General features: G+C 60.9%; 15 protein-coding genes, 1 tRNA gene and 2 pseudogenes. 11 read left to right on the forward strand and 7 right to left on the reverse strand.

Annotation, left to right across the window (positions count from 1 at the left end; genetic code table 11):
• Window positions 1–124 precede the first annotated feature (124 nt).
• The 3 genes from ACEN8R_RS19990 to ggt all read left to right on the forward strand — a co-directional run bounded on the left by ACEN8R_RS19990 (window position 125) and on the right by ggt (window position 4,358).
• A complete protein-coding gene (locus ACEN8R_RS19990; RefSeq protein ID WP_495624281.1) occupies window positions 125–2,182 on the forward strand; it encodes a methyl-accepting chemotaxis protein in 2,058 nt (685 codons plus the stop codon).
• Between the two features lie 116 nt (window positions 2,183–2,298).
• Window positions 2,299–2,375: transfer RNA gene (locus tag ACEN8R_RS19995), tRNA-Met, on the forward strand.
• 138 nt (window positions 2,376–2,513) lie between these two features.
• Window positions 2,514–4,358, forward strand: coding sequence for a gamma-glutamyltransferase (gene ggt / locus ACEN8R_RS20000; protein WP_258613120.1), 1,845 nt, complete (start codon window positions 2,514–2,516; stop codon window positions 4,356–4,358).
• Window positions 4,359–4,433: 75 nt separating this feature from the next.
• On the opposite strand, the gene ACEN8R_RS20005 is transcribed toward ggt, so the two are convergent.
• From ACEN8R_RS20005 to ACEN8R_RS20015, 3 genes and pseudogenes are all read right to left on the reverse strand, one after another.
• The gene (locus ACEN8R_RS20005) at window positions 4,434–4,994 is read right to left on the reverse strand and encodes a methyl-accepting chemotaxis protein (RefSeq protein WP_371929210.1); all 561 of its coding nucleotides are present in this window, start codon (window positions 4,992–4,994) and stop codon (window positions 4,434–4,436) included.
• Window positions 4,974–5,750 (reverse strand): annotated as a pseudogene (locus ACEN8R_RS20010) (PAS domain-containing protein); the annotation flags it as partial. The gene ACEN8R_RS20005 and the pseudogene ACEN8R_RS20010, both read right to left, overlap by 21 nt.
• A gap of 118 nt (window positions 5,751–5,868) precedes the next feature.
• Window positions 5,869–6,784, reverse strand: a pseudogene (locus tag ACEN8R_RS20015) (MFS transporter).
• Between the two features lie 196 nt (window positions 6,785–6,980).
• On the opposite strand from ACEN8R_RS20015, the gene ACEN8R_RS20020 reads away from it, so the two are divergent.
• From ACEN8R_RS20020 to ACEN8R_RS20035, 4 genes are all read left to right on the forward strand, one after another.
• The gene (locus ACEN8R_RS20020; RefSeq protein WP_018929542.1) at window positions 6,981–8,399 is read left to right on the forward strand and encodes a short-chain fatty acid transporter; all 1,419 of its coding nucleotides are present in this window, start codon (window positions 6,981–6,983) and stop codon (window positions 8,397–8,399) included.
• A gap of 153 nt (window positions 8,400–8,552) precedes the next feature.
• On the forward strand, window positions 8,553–10,250 hold the full coding sequence (locus ACEN8R_RS20025) for an acid phosphatase (RefSeq protein WP_495624282.1): 1,698 nt from the start codon (window positions 8,553–8,555) through the stop codon (window positions 10,248–10,250).
• 116 nt (window positions 10,251–10,366) lie between these two features.
• Window positions 10,367–11,539 carry a hypothetical protein gene (locus ACEN8R_RS20030; RefSeq protein WP_018929540.1) on the forward strand — a complete coding sequence of 391 codons (1,173 nt, stop codon included), beginning with the start codon at window positions 10,367–10,369 and terminating at the stop codon, window positions 11,537–11,539.
• 181 nt (window positions 11,540–11,720) lie between these two features.
• Complete coding sequence (locus ACEN8R_RS20035; RefSeq protein ID WP_026286676.1) at window positions 11,721–12,245, forward strand: SET domain-containing protein-lysine N-methyltransferase; 525 nt, start codon at window positions 11,721–11,723, stop codon at window positions 12,243–12,245.
• A gap of 7 nt (window positions 12,246–12,252) precedes the next feature.
• On the opposite strand, the gene can is transcribed toward ACEN8R_RS20035, so the two are convergent.
• Complete coding sequence (can, locus tag ACEN8R_RS20040) at window positions 12,253–12,897, reverse strand: carbonate dehydratase (protein ID WP_007939732.1); 645 nt, start codon at window positions 12,895–12,897, stop codon at window positions 12,253–12,255.
• Window positions 12,898–13,080: 183 nt separating this feature from the next.
• Here can and ACEN8R_RS20045 point away from each other — a divergent pair, with 183 nt between their 5' ends.
• Entirely contained in the window at window positions 13,081–13,482 is a 402-nt protein-coding gene (locus ACEN8R_RS20045) for a hypothetical protein (protein ID WP_018929538.1), read from the forward strand.
• Window positions 13,483–13,544: 62 nt separating this feature from the next.
• Here ACEN8R_RS20045 and rimI read toward each other — a convergent pair whose 3' ends face one another.
• Both rimI and ACEN8R_RS20055 read right to left on the reverse strand, forming a co-directional pair.
• Complete coding sequence (gene rimI / locus ACEN8R_RS20050; protein WP_018929537.1) at window positions 13,545–13,997, reverse strand: ribosomal protein S18-alanine N-acetyltransferase; 453 nt, start codon at window positions 13,995–13,997, stop codon at window positions 13,545–13,547.
• Window positions 13,990–14,736, reverse strand: coding sequence for a hypothetical protein (locus tag ACEN8R_RS20055; RefSeq protein WP_018929536.1), 747 nt, complete (start codon window positions 14,734–14,736; stop codon window positions 13,990–13,992). Before ACEN8R_RS20055 ends, rimI begins: the two co-directional genes overlap by 8 nt.
• Window positions 14,737–14,956: 220 nt before the next feature.
• Between ACEN8R_RS20055 and mksB the strand changes: the two genes are divergently transcribed.
• Genes mksB through mksF form a run of 3 tightly spaced genes read left to right on the forward strand, consistent with a single transcriptional unit; the run spans window position 14,957 to window position 19,762 of the window.
• On the forward strand, window positions 14,957–16,234 hold the full coding sequence (mksB, locus tag ACEN8R_RS20060) for an Mks condensin complex protein MksB (RefSeq protein ID WP_495624283.1): 1,278 nt from the start codon (window positions 14,957–14,959) through the stop codon (window positions 16,232–16,234).
• Window positions 16,224–16,925 carry an Mks condensin complex protein MksE gene (mksE, locus tag ACEN8R_RS20065; protein ID WP_018929534.1) on the forward strand — a complete coding sequence of 234 codons (702 nt, stop codon included), beginning with the start codon at window positions 16,224–16,226 and terminating at the stop codon, window positions 16,923–16,925. The genes mksB and mksE overlap by 11 nt, the downstream gene beginning before the upstream one ends.
• Entirely contained in the window at window positions 16,922–19,762 is a 2,841-nt protein-coding gene (gene mksF / locus ACEN8R_RS20070; protein WP_018929533.1) for an Mks condensin complex protein MksF, read from the forward strand. Before mksE ends, mksF begins: the two co-directional genes overlap by 4 nt.
• Before the next feature lie 137 nt (window positions 19,763–19,899).
• Here mksF and garD read toward each other — a convergent pair whose 3' ends face one another.
• Complete coding sequence (garD, locus tag ACEN8R_RS20075; RefSeq protein WP_495019944.1) at window positions 19,900–21,453, reverse strand: galactarate dehydratase; 1,554 nt, start codon at window positions 21,451–21,453, stop codon at window positions 19,900–19,902.
• Window positions 21,454–21,464: the final 11 nt, after the last annotated feature.

A 21,464-nucleotide genomic window follows, 5' to 3' on the forward strand; every position in this document is an offset into this window, starting at 1 on the left:
TACAGAGTCGGCCTACAGAGCGGACCAAGGTGAACTTTCGAGGCCTTTTAGAAGGACATCAGTCGCGGTCGCCATGGCCTCGACGCACGCCAATGGTGCGTGGTGTCCAGAGGAGTCATGGGGCATGCAGGCTTTTTTATCACCGGGGATCGGGCTGCTGGGGCGTTTCGGCTTCGCGCGCAAATTTCAGCTGCTGTTTCTGCTGTTTATCCTGCCGCTGGCAGGCAGCTTGTGGATGATCGGCCAGGACTATCGTGACAAGTTGAGCCTGATCGCCGGCGAACGCGCCGGGGTCCGGCAATTGATTGCCCTGGATGCGCTCGACAACTTGCTCGCCGCCCAGCGTGACCGCGCCGCGCGCTGGCGCGCCACCGAAACCAATCGCCAGCCGACACCTGCAACTATCGCGGCGATGGCAGCGTTCGACACGGTTCAGCCGGCCGTGGCCCAAGCGATCACAGACTTGGGCAATGCCCTGAAAACCGAAGGCGCCGAGGGCGAGACCCTCACCCGCTATCAAGCCTTGCAAAGCGCCCTCACTGGCCTGGATTCGAAAAGCCTGAGCAGCGTTGGATGGTGGCCGGACGGCTATGATCGCTTCACCAATGCCTTGAGCGCCCTGCAAGCCTTGCGCGAACAAATCGCCATGGACAATCGCCTGACCCTCGCGCCATGGCTGGAAACTTATCTGCTGACGCAGATCTCCACTCAACACGCACCGGACCTGATCGAACGGGTCGGTCGCCTCGCCGCGGTTGGTCAAGCTTCGGTGGTGTCCGGGCAGTTCACTCTGCAAAGCCGCCTGCAATTGCGCGACTTGCGCAGCCGCATCGGCGATGCTCGGGAACAGCTGGTGAAAACTGGTAGCCTGCTGGAAGCCCGCTTGCCCAGCGCCCTGCAAACCTGGGCCGGGCAGTACCATGACAGCCTCAAGCAGCTGGATGCCGGCTTGAAAGTGCTGGACGACGGCGTCTTCGGTGGCAGCATCAACCTCAAGCCCGAAGACTTCGAACGCAGTCTCGACGCCCTCCTCGGTAACCTTGCCTCGCTGCGCCAGCAATCGTTGGTTTCTCTGGATCAACGGCTGGATTATTACCACGGCTCGGCCATCCGCCAGTTCATCCTGGTGGCGACAATTTTTGGCTGCCTGCTGCTGGCCGCGCTGTACCTGTTCATCTGTCTACAGGCCTCGATCCGTCGCAGCGCCAGCGGCATCACACTGCTGGCCGAAGCACTGCGCGACGGAAACCTGAGCCTGCAAGTGCCGGTACATGGCCGCGACGAACTGGCGGCGATCAGCACCTCGCTTAACGTCGCGGTGGTACAACTGCGCAACAGTTTGCTGGGGGTCGATCACGAAACCCTGCAGTTAAGCAACGCGGTGCGCACCCTCAACGATCACTCCAGGGGTGCCCTTGGCGAAGTCGAAGCCCAGCAGTTGCAGATCAGCCAGATCGCCGCAGCGGCCACGCAATTGGCCGCGACCTCCCAAGGGGTCGCCCAGAGTTGCGAACAGGCGTCTGGCAGCGCTCAGCATACCCAGCGCATCGCCGCCGATAGCAGCCGTGACAGCCAGCGTACGACAGCGAGTATTCAGCAACTCAATCAGCGGTTGAATGACACGGCGGCGGCACTGGGTCGGGTCAGCGAGCAAGGGCAGCAGATTCAATTGGTGGTCGATACCATTCGCGGCGTGGCCGAGCAGACCAACCTGCTGGCCCTCAACGCCGCCATCGAGGCCGCACGGGCTGGCGAGCAAGGTCGCGGCTTTGCCGTGGTGGCCGATGAAGTGCGCAGCCTGTCGCAACGCACCCAGTCCTCCACCGCGCAGATCGCCGGCACCGTCGACAGCCTGCGCAGCACCGTGAACGAAGCGGTAAGCCTGATGGAAGCCGCCTGCGACCAGGCGCAATCGGATGCGCAAGCCGTCACCGGTCTCGGCGAACGCCTGGGGGAAATCGCCAGCGCGGTGCAAAGCGTCACCGACACCCTGGCGCAAATCGCCACCGCCGTCGAAGAGCAAGCGAGCACCGCCGATGAAGTCAGCGGCAACATCCAGCAAGTCGATCAGGCGGCGGTACGCTTGCTCGAAGGTGCGCGGGCGGTGAACCTCGCCGCGGACACCTTGAGCCAGGGTAGCAAGGCCTTGAGTGCGAATACCGGGAGATTTCAGCTCGGTTGATGCCCTCCCCTGACCCGTTTTTTCGGGTCAGCGGGATAAGCGGTTGAAAGTGTGGAGAAATATTTTAGATTTACGCTTGACGCATCGTCGTTCCAGGTGAATAATGCGCGCCACTTGGCTACATAGCTCAGTTGGTTAGAGCATAGCATTCATAATGCTGGGGTCCGGGGTTCAAGTCCCTGTGTAGCCACCAAGTACTAAAAACGGCTTACCGAAAGGTAGGCCGTTTTTTTATGCCTCGAGAAAAGTGGCGGGCGCCCCCTGATTTGCGTAGCACTCCTTCGACCGATAAAGTCCCTGGACCTTTTATCCCATGGACGGAGTGCCTCGCGTGTTCTCAGCCTTCCACTTGAACCGCTATCGCCTGTCAGCCTTTTCGCTGATCGCCACCGCTTTAACCCTCGCCGCGTGTAACGCCCCGCCCTCTTCGCCTTCGATCTCGACCTTGCCGGCCGCGCCGGAAATCACCTCTGGTTATCGCACCGACCTGCAGACGCGGCACGCCTCCAGGCACATGGCCGCGGCCGCCAACCCGTTGGCGGCCGAAGCCGGACGGGAGATGCTACGCGAGGGTGGCTCGGCGATTGATGCGGCCATTGCCATGCAGGCGGTGTTGACGCTGGTCGAGCCGCAATCGTCGGGTATCGGCGGTGGTGCGTTGATTGTGCTGTGGGATGGCAAGGCCGTACGCACCTACGACGGTCGCGAAACCGCACCGGCTGGCGCCACCGAGAAACTGTTCCTGCAAGCCGACGGCAAACCGATGCCTTTCACTCAGGCGCAGATCGGCGGGCGCTCGGTGGGTACACCGGGCGTGTTGCGGGCGCTGGAGCTGGCCCATCAAAAGCACGGTCGCCTGCCGTGGGCGAGGCTGTTCGAGCCCGCCATCAAACTCGCCGAGCAAGGTTTCGCCATCTCGCCACGACTGCATCAGTTGATCGCGGCCGACGCGTTTATCCAGCGCTCACCGGACATGGCCGCCTACTTTCTGACTGCCGATGGTCACCCGAAAGCCGTCGGTACACAGCTGAAAAACCCGGCACTCGCCGCAGTGTTCAAGCGCATCGCCAAGGAAGGTCCCGACGCGCTGTACACAGGGCCGATCGCAAAAGAGATCGTCGCCAAGGTTCAGGGCCATACCAACCCCGGCAGCCTGTCGCTGAGCGATCTCCAGGGCTACAAGGCCAAGGAACGCGCGCCGCTGTGCACCGACTACAAACGCTGGAAAGTGTGCGGCATGCCGCCGCCGTCATCGGGCGGAATCGCCGTGGCGCAAATCCTCGGCACCTTGCAGGCCCTGGAAACCCGCGACCCACGCTTTGCCCTGGCACCACTCAAACCGGTCAAGACCAGCAAACCAGCGGGCATAGAGCCAGCCCCTGAAGCCGTGCACCTGATCGCCGAAGCCGAACGCCTGGCTTATGCCGATCGTGCGCAGTACGTTGCCGACACCGACTTCGTACCCGTACCGGTCAAAGGGCTGGTCGACCCGACTTACCTGGCCAGCCGCGCCGCCTTGATAGGTGATCGCAGCATGGGCCAGGCCAAACCCGGCACCCCGCCGGGCATTCAGGTCGCCTACGCGCCGGACCGCTCGCCGCTGCGCATCTCCACCTCGCAGGTGGTGGCAGTCGATGACGAGGGCGATGCCGTGTCCATGACCACCACCGTGGAAGCGGCATTCGGCTCACACTTGATGGTCCAGGGTTTTCTGCTCAACAACCAGATGACCGACTTTTCGTTCATCCCCGAAGAGCAAGGGCAAAAAGTCGCCAACCGCGTCGAACCCGGCAAACGCCCGCGCTCGTCCATGGCACCAACGCTGATCTTCGACCGCCAGAGCGGCGAGTTCCTGGCCACCGTCGGCTCCCCTGGCGGCTCGCAGATCATCGAGTACGTGGCCAAATCCACCATTGGCCTGCTCGACTGGAACCTCGACCCACAGGCCGCCATTAACCTGCCCAATTTCGGCAGCCGCAACGGCCCGACCGAACTGGAACAGAATCAGTTCAGCCCGGCACTGATTCAGGCACTGAAGGACAAAGGGCACAGCGTGGGCGAGATCGACATGACCAGCGGGACGCAGGCGATTGTTCGGGTCAAGGATGCGCAGGGGAAAGCCGCGTTGGCCGGCGGGGCCGATCCACGGCGTGAGGGGGAAGCGTTGGGGGATTGAGTCTTACGCAGGAATGAGGAAAGGCTTACCGGGAGGTAGGCCTTTTTGAGGACTACCCGCGCCGGATAGATAGCATCAAGTCGATAATTGGTTGGCAAACTGCCCGACTGCGTTCACCACTTTCTGCGCACCGTCCTGGATCTCGACGATCACCGTGCCCGCCTCCGCCGCCAGCGCCAGACCTTGTTCAGCCTGCAGTTTGCCGTCAGTCATGAGCGCCACGGCGTTGCGCGCCATGTCCTGGTTCTGACGCACGACGCCGACAATTTCATCGGTCGCCTGACTGGTGCGCGAGGCTAATTGCCGGACTTCGTCCGCCACCACGGCAAACCCACGTCCCTGTTCACCGGCACGAGCCGCTTCGATGGCCGCGTTGAGCGCCAGCAGGTTGGTCTGCTCGGCGATGCCGCTGATGGTTTTGACGATGGTGCCGATCACCAGCGATTGCTCGTTCAGTGCTTCGATACCTTCGCCAGCGGTTTGCATGTGTTTGGCCAGGTCACGCATCACGTCTACAGCTTGGGTCACCACGGCAGTTCCGCGCTGTGCACTCTGGTCGGTTTGCTGAGAAGTGCTGTAGGCAATGTTGGCCGCCTCGGCGACAGCCTGCTCCTGATTGACCTGATCGGTAATCACCGTGGCGAACTTCACCACTTTGTAGAGTTTGTTGTTGGCATCGAGCACCGGGTTGTAGGAAGCCTCCAGCCAGACCACGCGACCGTGGCTATCGACACGCTTGAAACGATCAGCGACGAACTCGCCAGCGTTCAGACGGCGCCAGAAGTTCTGATACTCAGCGCTGTTGTATTCCTCTGGCTCACAGAAGATGCGGTGATGTTTACCCTGGATCTGCGCCAGACTGTAACCCATGCCACTGAGGAAACGCTCGTTGGCCATCAGCACGTTGCCATTGAGGTCGAACTCGATCACTGCCGTCGAACGCACCAGCGCGCCAATCAGGTTTTCATGCTCACGGGACGCCTCGATGGTACGGGTCAGGTCGCTGGAGTAAATCGAGAAGTTCTTGATACGGCCGTCCGAGGAGCGCACCGGCTGCATGATCGAACGCAACCAGGCTTCGGCACCGTTGCCGCGTAGCAAACGGACCGCGCCGGCAAAGTGCTCGCCACGGGTCAGCGCGGCCTTGAAACGGTTATGGAATTCATCCGATTTCACATGGACCGGAACAAGGTCTTCGATGTGCCGGCCGATCAGATCATTGCTTTTGTAGAGCATCTCACTGACGAAGTTTTGGTTGACCGATTGAATTCGCCCATCGGAGTCAAGAGTCAGGACCAGCATCTCGCTTTCCAGACTCTCCTTGACTTGCAGAAGGCTGGAGAGTTCTTCGCGAAGAGCCGACAGCTCCTGCTTCAAGCGTTTATTGAACATGGGAAGCACCGATGGACAGAGATAAAAAGCGGCTTACAGCCTAGCCATCGGCTTTGCAGGTATTTTCTGAAGAGTGTTGCAGGGTTGTCCTACAAAAATAGTCGCGGCACAAACAGCCTCATGCCGCGCCAGCCACCGAACAGCCCCCGACTCGCGGCATTCGCGCACCGAAATACACCGCGCTGCTGATGCCCACGGCCCCCATCACCGCGCAGAAGATCACACAAATCCACGGACTCCATGGCATCAGACCGATCAACAGCAGCGGTGTGACACTCGCCCAGGCGGCGTAGGCAATGTTGTAGGTGAAGGAAATCCACCGTGCGCAGCGGCAGTTCGACAGCGGCCTCGCGCTGGGCCTGCATCGCCATGAACACCGGGGTTTCGCTGAGCCAGCGGCGCAGCCAGACACCGATCACGCCAAACACACCGCCCAGCAGAAACGGGTAACGCCAGGCGTAATCGAGGATTTGCGCCGAGGTGAACGCCTGAGCCAGAAAAGTCGCCGTCAAGGCGCCGATCAGGTAACCGAAGGTCAGCCCCGCTTGCAGGAAACCGAGGGCATAACCGCGATGTCCGACCGGCGCGTGCTCAGCGACGAACACCCAGGCACTCGGCACCTCACCACCCACCGCCGCGCCTTGCAGGACCTTCAGGGCCAACAGCAACAGTGGTGCGAAATAGCCGATCTGGGCGTAGGTCGGCATGATCCCGATCAGCAAGCACGGCAACGCCATCATCAGAATGCTCAGGCTGAACACCTTCTTGCGTCCCAACCGGTCAGCGAAATGCGCCATCAGGATCCCGCCCAACGGACGCGCGAGGTAGCCCGTGACGAAGATCCCGAAGCTTTGCAGCAGACGCAGCCACTCGGGCATTTCCGGCGGGAAGAACAGCTGGCTGAGGGTCAGCGCGAAGAATACGAAAATAATGAAGTCGTAGATTTCCAGCGCACCGCCCAAGGCTGCAAGCCCCAGGGTCTTGTAGTCCGAGCAAGTGAAGGGCGCCGGGCGCGCATTGATGTTGGCAGTCATGTAAAAGAACTCTGGCAGGCAAAAAACCAAGGCGCCCACGGTCTACGCAAATGCGCTTGTGGACAACCCGTTAGACCATAGTCCCAAACGCCCCAAACAGCGTCCCCGCAACGGGCCGATTGATTTACTGTTGGCACCGACCGGATGGGCCATTGCGCCCTGAACCCCACAATAAACATAAAAACGAGGTACTCCCGTGGCCGCTGATATCGAAGATAGCCGCTATGCGCGCTTTGCCCTGCATTGTTCAAACTTTGCCGAACGCTGGTTTCCCGACTCCTGGGTATTCGCCGCGCTGGCAGTGATCATCGTCGCTGTGGCGACCATAGCCATGGGCGCCAAACCCACCGACGCCGCCATGGCCTTCGGTGACGGTTTCTGGAGCCTGATTCCGTTCACCATGCAGATGGCATTCGTGGTGATCGGCGGTTACGTGGTCGCCAGTTCGCCACCGGCGGTGAAACTGATCGACCGCCTGGCACGGGTCCCGAAAAACGGCCGTTCCGCCGTGGCCTGGGTGGCGCTGATTTCCATGGTCGCGTCGTTGCTGAACTGGGGGCTGTCACTGGTATTCGGCGGACTGCTGGTACGTGCCCTCGCCCGCCGTACCGATCTGAAAATGGATTACCGAGCCGCCGGTGCCGCCGCCTATCTTGGTCTGGGCGCGGTCTGGGCCTTGGGTCTGTCGTCGTCCGCGGCACAATTGCAAGCCAACCCCGCCAGTTTGCCGCCATCGATTCTGTCGATCACGGGCGTCATTCCCTTCACTCAAACGATCTTTCTCTGGCAGTCGGGTGTGCTGTTGCTGGCACTGACCGTGGTCTCACTAATCGTTGCCTACGCCACCGCGCCCGGCCCCGCGACAGCCCGTGACGCCAAAGCCTGCGGTATCGATCCGGGTTTCAGTCTGCCGGCGCCAGCACCGCGTACCCGCCCTGGTGAATGGCTGGAATACAGCCCGCTGCTGACGATTCTGCTGGCATTGCTGGCGGCCGGATGGCTGTTCCATGAGTTTGCGACCAAACCGGCGATCAGCGCGATTTCCGGACTGAACACCTACAACTTCCTGTTCCTGATGCTCGGCGCGCTGCTGCACTGGCGCCCGCGCAGCTTCCTCGATGCGGTGGCCCGTGCGGTGCCGACCACCACCGGCGTGCTGATCCAGTTCCCGCTGTACGGCTCGATCGCCGCCCTGATGACGGTGGTCAAGGGCACCGACGGACAATCATTGGCCCACCACATCTCGACCTTTTTCGTACAAATTGCATCCCACGACACCTACGCCCTGTTGATGGGCGTGTACTCGGCTATCCTCGGTTTCTTCATCCCGTCCGGTGGTGGCAAATGGATCATTGAAGCGCCGTATGTCATGCAAGTGGCCAACGACCTGAACTATCACCTGGGCTGGGCCGTGCAGATCTACAACGCCGCCGAAGCCCTGCCGAACCTGATCAACCCGTTCTACATGCTGCCGCTACTGGGCGTGCTCGGGTTAAAGGCCCGGGATCTGATCGGGTTTTCGTTCGTGCAGCTGCTGGTGCACACGCCACTGGTGCTGTTTCTGCTGTGGGCGCTAGGGACGACGCTTACGTATATGGCGCCGGTGATGCCTTGACGCCGACCTTCAATCCACCACCAATCCAGTGTGGAAGCGGGCTGCTTCCACACTGGCGACTTATTGTTTTCACAAACGTAACCCCTCTGTCACACCTCGCTGCTAGCGTCCCGCCGAAACATATTGAAATAACTTAGCAAGACGGAACTCGCCATGAACGATGAAGAAAACCGCAACGACGCCTCTTCCCCGCAAACAGATACGCCCACCGACACCAGTCGCCGCCGCTTCCTGGGTGGCGTGGCGGTACTCGGTGTCGGCGCGACCCTCAGCGCTTGTGGCAGTCATGGCGATGAGTCGGGTAAACCGCTCGAACGCCTGCTTTCACCTGTCGAATTGGACAAAGCCCTACGCGACCAGGTGAAAACCGTAGTGGTGATCTACGCCGAGAACCGTAGTTTCAATAACCTGTTCGGCGACTTCCCTGGCGTCGAGAAACCGCTCTCGGGCCTCAAGCCCGTCGAATATCAGCAGCGCGATCGCGATGGCAGCCTGTTGCAGACCCTGCCGCCAGTCTGGGGCGGCGTGCTGCAGATCGGCCCGCAAACCCTCGATGGCGTGACTTACCCCAGCGCAACCCAGTTCCAGGAACACCTGCCTAACGCGCCCTTTGCCCTCAAAGGTCCGAACGCAGAAGACTTGCCGTTCGGCCTGGTGACGCGCGACCTGTGGCATGCGTTCTATCAGAACCAGATGCAGATCAACGGTGGCAAAAATGACGGCTTTGTCGCCTGGACCGACTCCGGTGGCCTGCCCATGGGGCATTACGCCCAGAGTCGATATTCCCTGCGGTTGTGGGACGTTGCCCAAGAATTTGTGCTCTGCGATAACTTTTTCCAGGGGGCTTTCGGCGGCTCGTTTCTCAACCATCAATACCTGATCAGCGCCACCGCGCCGTTCTATCCGGACGCCGTCAACTCGGTGGCCAAGACACAAATCGCCACGCTGCAAAGCGATGATCCGGCCGATCCACGCCTCAAGCCCCTGGAACAATCCCCAGCCAGCGCCATGACCGGCCCACCCCAATTCGGCCCCAGCGCGCTGACGCCGGACGGCTATGGGGTCAACACGCTCGCTCCGCCGTACTGGCCGACCTGGATTCGCGACCCGGAGCGTCCTGCGTACGCCAAACCAGACCTGCCGAACGTCATGGTCCCCCAGACCCACGAGCACATAGGCGACAAGCTCTCGAAGAAAAACATCGACTGGGCCTGGTATGCCGGAGGTTGGCAGGCGACGCTGGATCAGTACAAGGACTCTGGCGGTATTCCGAAAATCCCGAACTTCCAGTACCACCACCAACCGTTCAACTACTTCAAGCAGCAGGGGCCGGAAAACCCGCTGGAGCGCGGTAAACGTCTACGGGATGCGGGGTTGGGCGATGAATCGAATACCAACAAGTTCTTTGCCGATGCCGAGGCGGGCAAGCTGCCGGCGGTGAGTTTCTATAAACCCCAGGGCAACCTGAACATGCACGCCGGTTACGCCGATGTAGCGTCCGGCGACCGGCACATCGTCCGCGCCCTGAAAGTGCTGCGGGAAAGCCCGCAGTGGAAAAACATGGTGGTCGTGGTCACTGTCGATGAGAACGGCGGTTGGTGGGATCACGTCGCACCGCCCAAGGGCGACCGCTGGGGACCGGGCTCGCGGGTACCGACGCTGGTAGTTTCGCCGTTTGCGCGCAAGGGCATGGTGGATCACACGGTCTATGACACTGGCTCGATTCTGCGGTTGATCACCCGGGTGTTTCAGCTTGAAAAGCTCGATGGCCTCAGGCAGCGGGACGATGCAATGATTGCCCGTGGCCAGAAACCCATGGGCGATTTGAGCAATACACTGCACTTTGCCTGATGAAAAAGGGGCTCTGACTGGCGCTCTTTTCACTTGTGTACTAGACCGTTCGACACAACTAGTTCCAGTATGTACCCGCCCCACCTCCGAGGGCTCACGCTGAAAAGGATCTGAGCATGTTCAAACTCGCAGGATTCACCCTCGCCGCGCTCACCCTGAGCGCCGCCGCTCACGCCGATGTCGATCTGAATCTGGGCAGTACCGAGCGCGTTACCCGGCTGTTCGCCTACCCCAACAACTGTAATGTCATCTGCTTCCGCAACTGGACACTGGAGCAGACCGTCGAGCATTACCTGACCCAAAGCGTACAGCGCGATGGCTACAAGACCGCAAAAGTGCTGGTCAAAACCGAAAACAAGCAGCTCCACGCCCATATCAGCGGTGTGCCCAAAGGCTATGACAAGCCACTGACCGCACTGCTCAATGCTGGGGATTTGGCCTACAACGGTGCCAACAAGCTGAGTGCCGATGGCAAATGGACCTATAACTGGTACCTGTTCCTGCCGCTGGGCATGGCGCTGGAAAACCGCAAAAGCGTCGAACTGCTGCACTTCCCGCCAGATTATTCCCTGACCCAGGCCCAGGACTATCTGGAGTCCAAGACCACCGACCGCTGGGCCGCGCTGCTGACCGCCAACAACATTCCCGCCGACCAGACGCCGGCCTATCAGACCATCATCGACATCGCGCCGATTGCCGCACCGTCCACCGCCGGCAAGGATCTGGAAGGCGTCTACAACTACTTCACGGACTACCAGACCACCATGGTCAAGGAAGTCAGCCAGAATGCCAAAGGTGCAGCATTGCCAATGGTCGCCTTTGGCTCACCGGTGCGTAACTGGATCAAGCAACAATACGGGCAGACCGTAGAAATATTGGGCCTGGCAACCATCAGCCCGAGCAAGGGGGTGACGGTACCCGTACTGGGTTCCAACCACCCGAGCTACATCTGGTACGCCGCCGACCCCGAAGCCTATAGCGGCGACGATGCGCAGGCCAAGGCCGACGCCGCGGGGCTGAAAGTCATGGGGCAGGATTTGAGTGCCGCGTGCTGGCAGGCCGGAATGGGCAGCAAACCGGGCACTGACCCTACCGCTCAGCTGAAAAGCTGCACTCAGACCTGGCAAGTGACCCAGAAAGAAAAAACCTGCGAACTGTTCTACACCTCGATTCGCAACCTGACGCCTGAGCAAGCGGTGGCCAAATGCTCGACAGCGCCGGTCAAATCCGAGCTGAAACAGCTGCAGACCCCGGCCCTTATGACCTCCGCATCTGCCCCACACTTGTAAAACGAAGGAAGTCTTTCCCGCGTGAGCCATGGCTGACGCGGGAAAGAGCTTTTCTCGACTGTCATATCTGACAGTAGACCGGTTATCTCATTTGCGAGAGGCTTGTGTCGTATCCACGTGCTGCAGAGCTGACAGGATGTCAGCAGACGGAGGTCGTAGCACCCAACTGACAAGGATTGTTATGAGACGCCATGCCGAACAAGGACTACCACCGCCGTCATCAAATGGCATCTATCCGTTTGTAGAGTTGCCCCTTCGCCTTGGATTCCCCTCCAAAGACGACTTTGAAATCATCCATAACGCTCAGGGCTCGGCAATGGCGGTCGCGGCACTGCGCGAGTTCCCCCGCATCAGCCGAATCTGCCGTGTTTCCGGACATCTATTGCCCTATCGCTGCCGACACACCCGGCAGTTGGCGCCGGGAATCCATGTCTACGATCCGTGCTTCAGTGGTCTGCTGAGTCACTCCTGCGACCCCAACGTCTTTCTCGATATGAGCGAGCTGTGGTTATGGGCGCTCAAAGACATCAAAAAGGGTGACCGACTGACGATGGATTTCGCCGCGACAGAAGACAAGCTGCTGCGGCAGTTCGCCTGCCGCTGCGGTTGTCCTTGCTGCCGTGGCTGGATCATCGGCTACGACGAGTCACCGAATGCCAATGGTGAACAGTTCTTTCAACACTGGCGTCGGCGAAGTCTCGGCTGAAAGGCTTTTACAACGCCTCGACCGGGCGCAAACGGTACTGCGGCGGCAACTGCTCGAAACCACTGATGGTGGCGTTCAGGCTCTTCCAGCGACCGTCCTTGATGCCATAGATGCAGCCGTGGATCGACAGGCTCTGCCCGCGGTGCCAGGCATTTTGCACAATGCTGGTGTGACCGACGTTGGCCACCTGCTGGATCACATTGAGCTCACAGAGGCGGTCGACCCGCTCTTCTTCGGTGGGCAACTTGGCCAGTTCGTCGCGTTTTTCATAGTAGAGATCACGAATCGAGCGCAACCAGCCGTCGATCAGGCCCAACTGACGATCCTGCATCGAGGCGCGTACACCGCCGCAGCCGTAGTGGCCGGTCACCAGGATGTGTTTGACCTTGAGTACATCCACCGCATACTGAATCACCGACAGGCAGTTGAGGTCGGTGTGCAGCACCACGTTGGCCACGTTGCGGTGCACGAACAGATCACCCGGCAGCATGCCGACGATTTCGTTGGCTGGCACGCGTGCGTCTGAACAGCCGATCCACAGGTATTCTGGGGTTTGCTGACGGGCTAGCTTGGCAAAAAAATCAGGATCTTCGCGGGTGATCGCATCAGCCCAGCGTTCGTTGTTATCAATCAGATCTTGTAAGTCGTTCATGCAATGAAGCCTCGAGAATGATGCACTGCTTTGACAGACAACCGCCCGTCGGGGTCACGCACGAGATGCAGATCCCCCTGATGTCCTGATGTATGTAGCGGCTAGCCGGCGCTCCCTGCCCGCGGGAATTCTCGGCAGTCCAGTGGGTCAATTGTAGTAGGGCCTACAGTATGAGGAATAGCCATGACTGATTCACGACGTCCGTTCGATAAGGAGCCACCCGAGCCCATCGACGACGATGAAGACCGCATGGGCTCGGTGCATGAGCTGGATTTCGACGAGGAAGAGCCCGGCACCAGAATCGGTGACCTGATCCCCGAACGCGAACTTGCGCAGAAGATTCCCGACCAGCACGCCCGTAAAGCCGGTATGACCGGCGCGACCAATGACAATGACGTCACCGACGATGATTTGAGCCCGGAAACCCTGATCCGTGAAGACGGCGCACGGGATGCCCACGAAGCGGGTGAAGACGGCCAGGCGGATTGGGATCTGAGCATTGTCGACGGGGACGACATCGGCGGGGGCGATGGGCTGGATGAAGCGGAACTGGCCCGGCAGGATCCATTGGACGGCAAGCCTTGATCGTTGACGTCCGTGCAGACGCCTTCGCGGGCGAAGCTTGCCCGCGAAGCCTTTAGAAACGATCAATCAACCAAGGTGCAGGCCATCACCACGGCATCTTCTCGCCCGCCAACCGCCGGGTAGTAATCCCGCCGACGTCCGATCTCGTTAAACCCATACCGCTCATACAACCTAAACGCCGCCCGGTTGCTGTCGCGCACTTCCAGGAAGCATTCCCGCGCCTCAGCCTTGTAGGCAATCGACATCAAATGCTCCAGCAGCGTCAAGCCCAGGCCGCGGCCCTGATTTTCCGGTTTGACGGTGATGTTCAGCAGATGCGCCTCATCAAGGATGATCTGCACTACGCCATGACCGACCTGCTGCTGCCCTTCGAACATCAGCCAGATCTGGTACTTGCCCAGGCCATCGAGAAAAATCCCGCGGGTCCAGGGATGGCTGTAGGCTGCGTATTCGATTTTCAGTACAGCGTCCAGGTCCGCCTCGGTCATCGGGCGGAACGATACAGCGTCACTCATTCGATTCTTTCCAACGCGCCATCAGCCGACGCATGGCTTGCCAGACATCAGCCTTACGCTGTGGCTCTTCCATTAATAACTCCAGGCCCGGCAAGGCCCAGACCGACCCCAGGCCTTCGACCTGAAGTTCACGGTTGAAGGATTCGGCGTTGGCCTCACCGGCAAAACGCACCGCCGGCAGGCCGATCAGCCACAGACAGACGCACGGTGCGTCTTCCAGGCGGGCCGACAGAAAACCTTGTACGAAATCCCGAGCCGCTTCCGGCCCTTGGTCCATTGTGCCGCGAGCCAGCAGCGGCCAGCGCACCGGCTCGCCGACGATCTGCGGGCTGTCCGGCAGGCCGGCGGCGCGCAGCATGTCTTTGAGCAACAGATAAGCGGGGTCGCGGGTCTGGAAAGTTTCGCCTGTGGGTAACTCCACCAGCAACAGGCAGCGACCGGCTCGCAGCAATTGCAGAGCGAAACGCGGCGGCGGCACTGGCGCAGGCTTGGCGACGAGCGGTACCTCTTCGCTCTCTTGCGTCGCTTTGCTTGCTGGTTTTCCAGCCGATGGCGTCGGCCGTGGCACCTCGATTTTCACCCGCTCGGCCGGTTTGGCCGCGGGTTCCACGGGCGTCTGCGCCACCGGAGCAGGTGCAACCGGGGCGACGACCGCTGGCTCGGGCATCTCCAGCAGTTCGGGCCGCGATGGCGCAGCAAAGGGCAATTCGGTGCGCGGCAGCCAGTTGACCACCTGCATGGCGGTCAAATAAGCGCGGCGACGGGACTCGATAAGCAAAGGTCGGCCACTTGTGGATAACTAAAGTGCGGTGATTCTACCGCCCTTCGCTCAAGATCGCCCACGCTTGATCGATAGACTTCACCGATAGAAGAAGCGACAGCCCATCCCCAGAGTGAATCGACACGGCTGCGATGAAGTACAATCGCGGCTTTTAATTGCCAACCAGCCGGCCATTCCGATGATCGAACCCAAGCGCGTCTTGCGCGCCCTCGCTGAACACTGGGCACTTCTGGAGCCACTGTGCGAGCACTTCGACCAAGGCACCCTGAGCCTCAACGAACTGCGTTCACAGTTGGCCGCCCAGCAACTGGACAGCACACCGCAGAACATCACCAGCCTGCTGGACGTGTGGATTCGCCTCGACATTCTGGTTCCCGTGGCGAAAAGCCCGAACCGTTTCGAGCTCAACGCGCAGATCCATGACTTCCTCGCTTACCTGCGCCGTGAGCACCGTCTGGGCCTGTGCCTGGAAATCGAAGCCTATCTGCGCCACCTCGAACGCCTGGCCGGTTACATCCAGGACGCCTTCGACATTCGCGACGGCAACGATCTGGCGCGCCAGTTGCGCCTGCTCGACATGCGCGTGCGGGACGTGCTGAAGAAACTCGCCAACGACGAACAGGCCTTGGTGGCCGTCGCCGAACGGGCCAAGACCAGCGACCGGCAGATTCCGCTGCGTCAGCGTTATGCTGAAGTGCTGGCGACCTGGGACGAATACGTCGAACCGATGATTCAGCTGGTGAATGCCGACGGCGCCTTCGAACAAGGCGTGCGCAAGGTTGAGAACGTGTTGTTGCGCATGCTCACCGAACAGCAGCGCCTCGGCCATCTGGTCGACGACGACATGCTGCTGCGCACCCACGCGCGCATCCTCGAAATGCAGACCAGCGCCCAGTTGACCCTGCGTCACGCCCGCGAGCTGCTGCTGCCGCTGCGCGAAGAAGCGCGCCGGCATAACGCTGTGACCCGTGGCGCAGCCCTGGCGTTGTCGGCCATTCGTCGTAAAGGCATCGATGCGGTGCCGCAAGCCGCGATGCCGCTGTTCACCCGCCCGCAAAGCACCTTCCTCGGCAGTGCCAGCCAAGTCGAAGCCTATGTCTACGCCCTGGCCCGTTTCGAGCCGAAACCGGCGCGTTTCCCCAAGGCCCACAAGACCCAGAAAGGCGAAGCCCCGCGCGCGCCACGCACGGTTCGGGAAATGCTCGAACGTTGTGAAGATGCCCTGCCGATGCCGGACCTGATGAGCTGGCTGCTGGAGCAGGAGCCGGACGGCGCCACCGACGAATTGCTCTATTGGTTCTCGCGCCTGTCGCGGGAAAAACGCTTCAAGCGCGAGCGTCTGGAACGCCGCGATTACCATACTCACGAGCATCAGGTCAGCCTGCGCTCCTTCGCCCTGCTCTCGGCCCGCGACACCGCCGCCGAGGATTCTGCGAGCACCCCACATGCATCTTGATCTAAACGAACTGTCCCAGCTGGCGCCGATCTTTCGCGAGCTGTTCAAGGGCTACCACGTCAGCCGCCGCGACCCGGAGCTGTACGCCCAACTGTCGAACTTCCAGGACCAGTACCGCACCCTGTTCAAGGCGTTGGGTTTTGAACTGGTGTGCGACACCCGTGGTTTCTACTACTTCGTGCCGGACCTGGCCGCGGCAGCGGTAAACAAGACGGCGCAACGTCTGGCGCTGTTCACCTTCATCCTCGTCGAACACCTGGCCGACCAGGGCCGCGACCCGATCGCCGTGCTCGACGGTGGCAGCCTCGGTCGCGATGAATTGCCATCGTTGCTGGAAAAGTACCGCGACCTGTTTATCCAGGCCGAAGTGCAGACCGTCGAAGAACTCGAAGAAAAAATCATGCGCCGCATGACCCAGCTCGGATTCGCCGGCGAAGAAAACGGTGTCTACCGTTTCCTGCCGCCGATGCACCGCTTCCTCGATGTCTGCCTGTCGGTCCAGCAAGACCGCGACCTGGCCGCCAGCCTGCACAGCGTGCTGCCGTTGCCGGCGCCGGTGCTGATCGACGAAGACAGCGATGAAAAACTGCTGCAGACCGACGACCCGCTCGATCTCACCGAGTTTGAAGAAGAGAGCGAAGAAGACGCCTTGGCCCGCGCCATTGCCGAAGAACAGGAGACCGACGCATGAGCAAGGAACGCTACGGCATTCGCCGCTTTGCCCTTTTGAACACCGCCGGCTACAGCCTCGGCCTGTTCCCGCTGGAAGAACCGCTGTCGGTCTACGGCGCGAACAACCTCGGCAAATCCGCCTCGATCAACGCCTTGCAGTTCCCGATCCTGGCGCGCATGTCGGACATGAGTTTCGGCAAGTACAGCCTGGAACAATCGCGGCGTTTCTACTTCGCCTCGGACACCAGTTACATCCTCGTCGAAGTCTCCCTGCCCCACGGCCCGCACGTGATTGGCGTGGTCGGTCGCGGCCCGGGTGGTGGTTTCGGTCATCAGTTCTTTGCCTACGCCGGCAAACTCGACCTGGCTCATTATCAGAAAGACGACACCTGCCTGCGGCAGAAAGAGCTGTTCACCAATCTTGAGCGCGAAGGCCTGAAAGCCTACGAACTCAAGCCGGATGAACTGCGTCGTTTGCTGGTGGGCGGCCACACCTCGATTCCGCTCGACCTGACGCTGATCCCGCTGCGCTCCACCAGTGAGCAGAGCCTGAAGACCTTCCGCGCCCTGTTCATCAACCTGCTGCACATGCGTGAAATCACCGCGGCCAAGCTCAAGCAGCTGTTCCTCGATGCCTTCGAACACAGCCTGCGTTCCGGCAGTGTCGATTACATCGCCGCGTGCGAAGAAGCGTTCCGCGATGTCCGCCGCATGGAGCAGGACTACAACTCGCTGGTCGCGGCCGGTCCCTTGGTCGAAGCCTTGGCCAACGGCGTGAAACAGCGGGATATCCTGCGCGGCAAACTGCATCGCCTGTCGCCGCTGCTCGATTCCCTGCTCGGCACCTGGTCGGACTACGCCAGTGCTCGCAAGGAAGAACTGACGATTCAGGCCGAGCACTACCGCAACGAGCAGGACGCTCTGCAAAACGATCAGCGTGGCGGCACTCAAGAGCTGATGCGCCTGGAGCGGGAAATCACCGGCATCCAGCGCTGGCTCGGCGAATTGTCGGTGCTCAAGCATCGCTTCGCCCTGGTCGATGACGTCAAAGTCCTCGAACAGCAATTGCTCGCCGCCAAGGACGCGCACGATGAACTGGCCGGTGCGCTGGCCCAGTCGCGGCAGTTTTCGGCCGAAGACCTGGAAGAGCGTCTGCGGGATCTGGAAAAACGCCTGAAATCGGTGAAGCAACAACTCGATCACGCTGACAACAACAGCTATGCCCGTCTGCGCGAAGAGTTCTCGCAGCAGGACGTCGAGCGCCTGATGCGGCTGTTCAACAGCGCGCTGTTCAGCCTGCCGTTGGGCGAACACGGCATTGCGCTGGATGAGGACGGTGAATGGGTCAAATCCATGGAGCTGATCCTCGATGGCTTCAAAGGCGAGCGCTTCGAAGTGCCGGGCCTGTCCATCGACCTGTCGCACATCGAGCCGCCGGCCCTGCAAGCCTTGGCCGACCGTGCGGCACTGCGCGATCAGAAAGAGCGTCTGGACAAAGAACTCAAGCAACTGAAAACCCAGCAAGCCGTAGCGGCCGACCGTGCGGCCAGCAAGACCCAGACCGAAGCGCTGTACCAGCAAGTGCTGGATGCGCAGAAAGCCCTGGAAGACTTCCGCCGCGCGCAAACCCTGAGCGCCGAAGAAGGCGACAAGCTTGAGCAATTGGCGCAGATGGAAGCCGCTCAGGACGAGTTGAAACGCTCCAGCGATGCCTTCACCGAACGCGTCCAGCAACTGTCGGCCAAGCTGCAACTGGTTGGCCGGCAGATCGGTGACATGGAAGCCAAGCAACGCACCCTCGACGACGCCCTGCGCCGCCGTCAGCTGTTGCCGGCCGACCTGCCGTTCGGCACGCCGTTCATGGACCCGGTCGACGACTCCATGGACAACCTGCTGCCATTGCTCAATGACTATCAGGACAGCTGGCAAGGCCTGCTGCGGGCCGACGGGCAGATCGACGCGCTCTACGCGCAGGTTCGCCTCAAGGGCGTGGCCAAGTTCGACAGCGAAGACGATATGGAACGTCGCCTGCAACTGCTGATCAACGCGTACGCACACCGCACCGATGAAGCCCTGACCCTCGGCAAGGCGCGTCGCGCGGCGGTTACCGACATCGCCCGGACCCTGCGCAACATCCGCAGCGACTACGACAGCCTCGAACATCAACTGGCGCTGTTCAACCGCGAGATCAACAAACGTCAGGTCTCCAACCTGCAGAGTTTCCGTATCGTGCTCGCGCCGAACAAGGAAGCGCTCAAGCACATTGACCAGATCATCCACAGCGCCGGTCAGTACGAAGAAGGCGAAACCCTCTCCGTCTTCGACTTGAGCCAAAGCGCCGAGCAGGACAACAAGAACGAAGAAGCCAAGGAATACCTGGCACGGCTGGTGGCAGCGAACCACAACCAGCTCGGTCTCAAGGATCTGTTCGAGCTGGCGTTCGAGATCACCAAGGTCAATGGCCAACCGGTGATCCACACCGACATCGACGGCGCGGCGTCCAACGGCACCACCATGACCATCAAGGCGCTGACCAACATGTACTTGTTGCTGCACTTGATGGACCGCGACCAGGCCGGTCGCGTGCGCCTGCCGTACTACCTCGACGAGGCAGCGGACATCGACGAGAAGAACCAGGCAGCGCTGTTGGAAACCAGCTTGCAACTGGGCTTCGTGCCGATCCTGGCGAGTGTGAAGCCGCAAGTCTGCGCCAGCGTCGCCATCGACCTGGAAGGCGGCAGCGGCCCGAACGGTATCTACATCGACGAGGCGGACTGGAAGTTCATCCGTCGTCACGATGAAGTGAAAGCAACCGTTAACATCCAGGCGGACGAACCGGAGCTGGATGCGGTCTGACGCCTGAATCGAAGCCAATGAAAAGGCCGCGATCCAATATGGATCGCGGCCTTTTTATTTATGGGTACATTCTTGAAACCTTCAGTCAGTTCCAAGGCCCCTTCGCGGACAAGCCCGCAATGAACGATAACGCTGTCTTACGTGATCGGCGCCGGGTTGAACAAGGTGATGTCGTTATGCAGCTTGTGCTGCTCCGCCCACGTCTGTTTCTTGCCGCTGGCCACGTCCAGGTAGTAGTGGAACAACTCCCAGCCGAGGTCTTCGATCGACGCCCGCCCGGTGGCAATCCGCCCGGCATCGATGTCGATCAGGTCCGGCCAGCGCTGCGCCAGTTCTGTGCGAGTCGAGACCTTCACCACTGGCGCCATCGCCAATCCATAAGGCGTACCACGCCCGGTGGTGAACACATGCAGGTTCATCCCCGCCGCCAACTGCAACGTCCCGCAGACAAAATCACTGGCCGGGGTCGCGCAGAAAATCAGCCCTTTGCGCTTGAACCGTTCCCCAGGGCCAAGCACCCCGTTGATCGCACTGCTGCCGGACTTGACGATCGAGCCCAAGGACTTCTCGACAATGTTCGACAACCCGCCCTTCTTGTTCCCCGGCGTGGTGTTGGCGCTGCGATCCGCTTCGCCCTTGGCCAGGTAACGGTCGTACCAGTCCATTTCCCGCACCAGTTCCTGAGCGACTTCTTCAGTTTCCGCCCGGGACGTCAGCAGGTAAATCGCATCGCGCACTTCGGTGACTTCGGAAAACATCACCGTCGCACCGGCCCGCAGTAACAGGTCCGAGGCATAGCCCAGGGCCGGGTTGGCGGTGATCCCGGAGAACGCATCGCTGCCGCCGCACTGCATGCCGAGGATCAGCTCGGACGCAGGCACGGTTTCCCGGCGGCGTTGATCGAGCTTCTTCAAACGGGTTTCGGCCAGCGCCATGATCTGCTCGATCATCTCGGTGAAACCGTGACTGGAATCCTGCAAGCGATACAACCACGGCTCGCTCAAATCCACCGAGCTATCGTTCTCATGCATCACCTGCCCGGCCTGCAATTTCTCGCAGCCCAGGCTGATTACCAGCGCCTCGCCCCCCAGGTTCGGGTTGCGCGCCAGGTTGCGCACGGTGCGGATCGGGATGTACGCGTCGGTGGCGGTGATCGCCACGCCGCAGCCGTAACTGTGGGTCAGCGCCACCACGTCATCGACGTTCGGGTACTTGGGCAGCAACTCGTCCTTGATGCGTTTTACCGCGTGATCCAGCACGCCGGTGACGCACTGCACGGTGGTGGTGATGCCGAGAATGTTGCGCGTGCCGACGGTGCCGTCGGCGTTGCGATAGCCCTCGAAGGTGAAGCCTTCCAGCGGTGCCTGCGCGGCCGGCACTTCGGTGGACAGCGGCAAGCTGTCCAGCGGTGGCGCGGTGGGCATGCGCAGTTGATCTTCCTTGACCCAACTGCCGCGAGGAATCGGCTGCAACGCGTAGCCGATCGTCTGGCCGTATCGAATCACCTGGCCGCCCGCGGGAATGTCCTCGAGGGTGACCTTGTGGCTCTGCGGCACGAAATCCACGGTGACCAGGCCATCGGGGAATTGGGTGCCGGCCGGCACGCCCTGATCGTTGACCACGATCACCACATTGTCCCGCTCGTGCAGGCGGATGTAGCGCGGCGAGTCGGAATGTTCAATCAACTGCATGACGCCGCTCC

It is taken from the genome of Pseudomonas sp. Pseusp15 (assembly GCF_059492165.1).

What these genes read in the sequence shown, in the direction of transcription:
- ACEN8R_RS19990 (WP_495624281.1), top strand. Translation starts at nt 125, where the DNA reads ATGCAGGCTTTTTTATCACCGGGGATCGGGCTGCTGGGGCGTTTCGGC.
- ACEN8R_RS20025 (WP_495624282.1), top strand. Translation starts at nt 8,553, where the DNA reads ATGAACGATGAAGAAAACCGCAACGACGCCTCTTCCCCGCAAACAGAT.
- ACEN8R_RS20030 (WP_018929540.1), top strand. Translation starts at nt 10,367, where the DNA reads ATGTTCAAACTCGCAGGATTCACCCTCGCCGCGCTCACCCTGAGCGCC.
- ACEN8R_RS20035 (WP_026286676.1), top strand. Translation starts at nt 11,721, where the DNA reads ATGAGACGCCATGCCGAACAAGGACTACCACCGCCGTCATCAAATGGC.
- can (WP_007939732.1), bottom strand. Translation starts at nt 12,897, where the DNA reads ATGAACGACTTACAAGATCTGATTGATAACAACGAACGCTGGGCTGAT.
- ACEN8R_RS20045 (WP_018929538.1), top strand. Translation starts at nt 13,081, where the DNA reads ATGACTGATTCACGACGTCCGTTCGATAAGGAGCCACCCGAGCCCATC.
- rimI (WP_018929537.1), bottom strand. Translation starts at nt 13,997, where the DNA reads ATGAGTGACGCTGTATCGTTCCGCCCGATGACCGAGGCGGACCTGGAC.
- ACEN8R_RS20055 (WP_018929536.1), bottom strand. Translation starts at nt 14,736, where the DNA reads ATGCAGGTGGTCAACTGGCTGCCGCGCACCGAATTGCCCTTTGCTGCG.
- mksB (WP_495624283.1), top strand. Translation starts at nt 14,957, where the DNA reads ATGATCGAACCCAAGCGCGTCTTGCGCGCCCTCGCTGAACACTGGGCA.
- mksE (WP_018929534.1), top strand. Translation starts at nt 16,224, where the DNA reads ATGCATCTTGATCTAAACGAACTGTCCCAGCTGGCGCCGATCTTTCGC.
- mksF (WP_018929533.1), top strand. Translation starts at nt 16,922, where the DNA reads ATGAGCAAGGAACGCTACGGCATTCGCCGCTTTGCCCTTTTGAACACC.
- garD (WP_495019944.1), bottom strand. Translation starts at nt 21,453, where the DNA reads ATGCAGTTGATTGAACATTCCGACTCGCCGCGCTACATCCGCCTGCAC.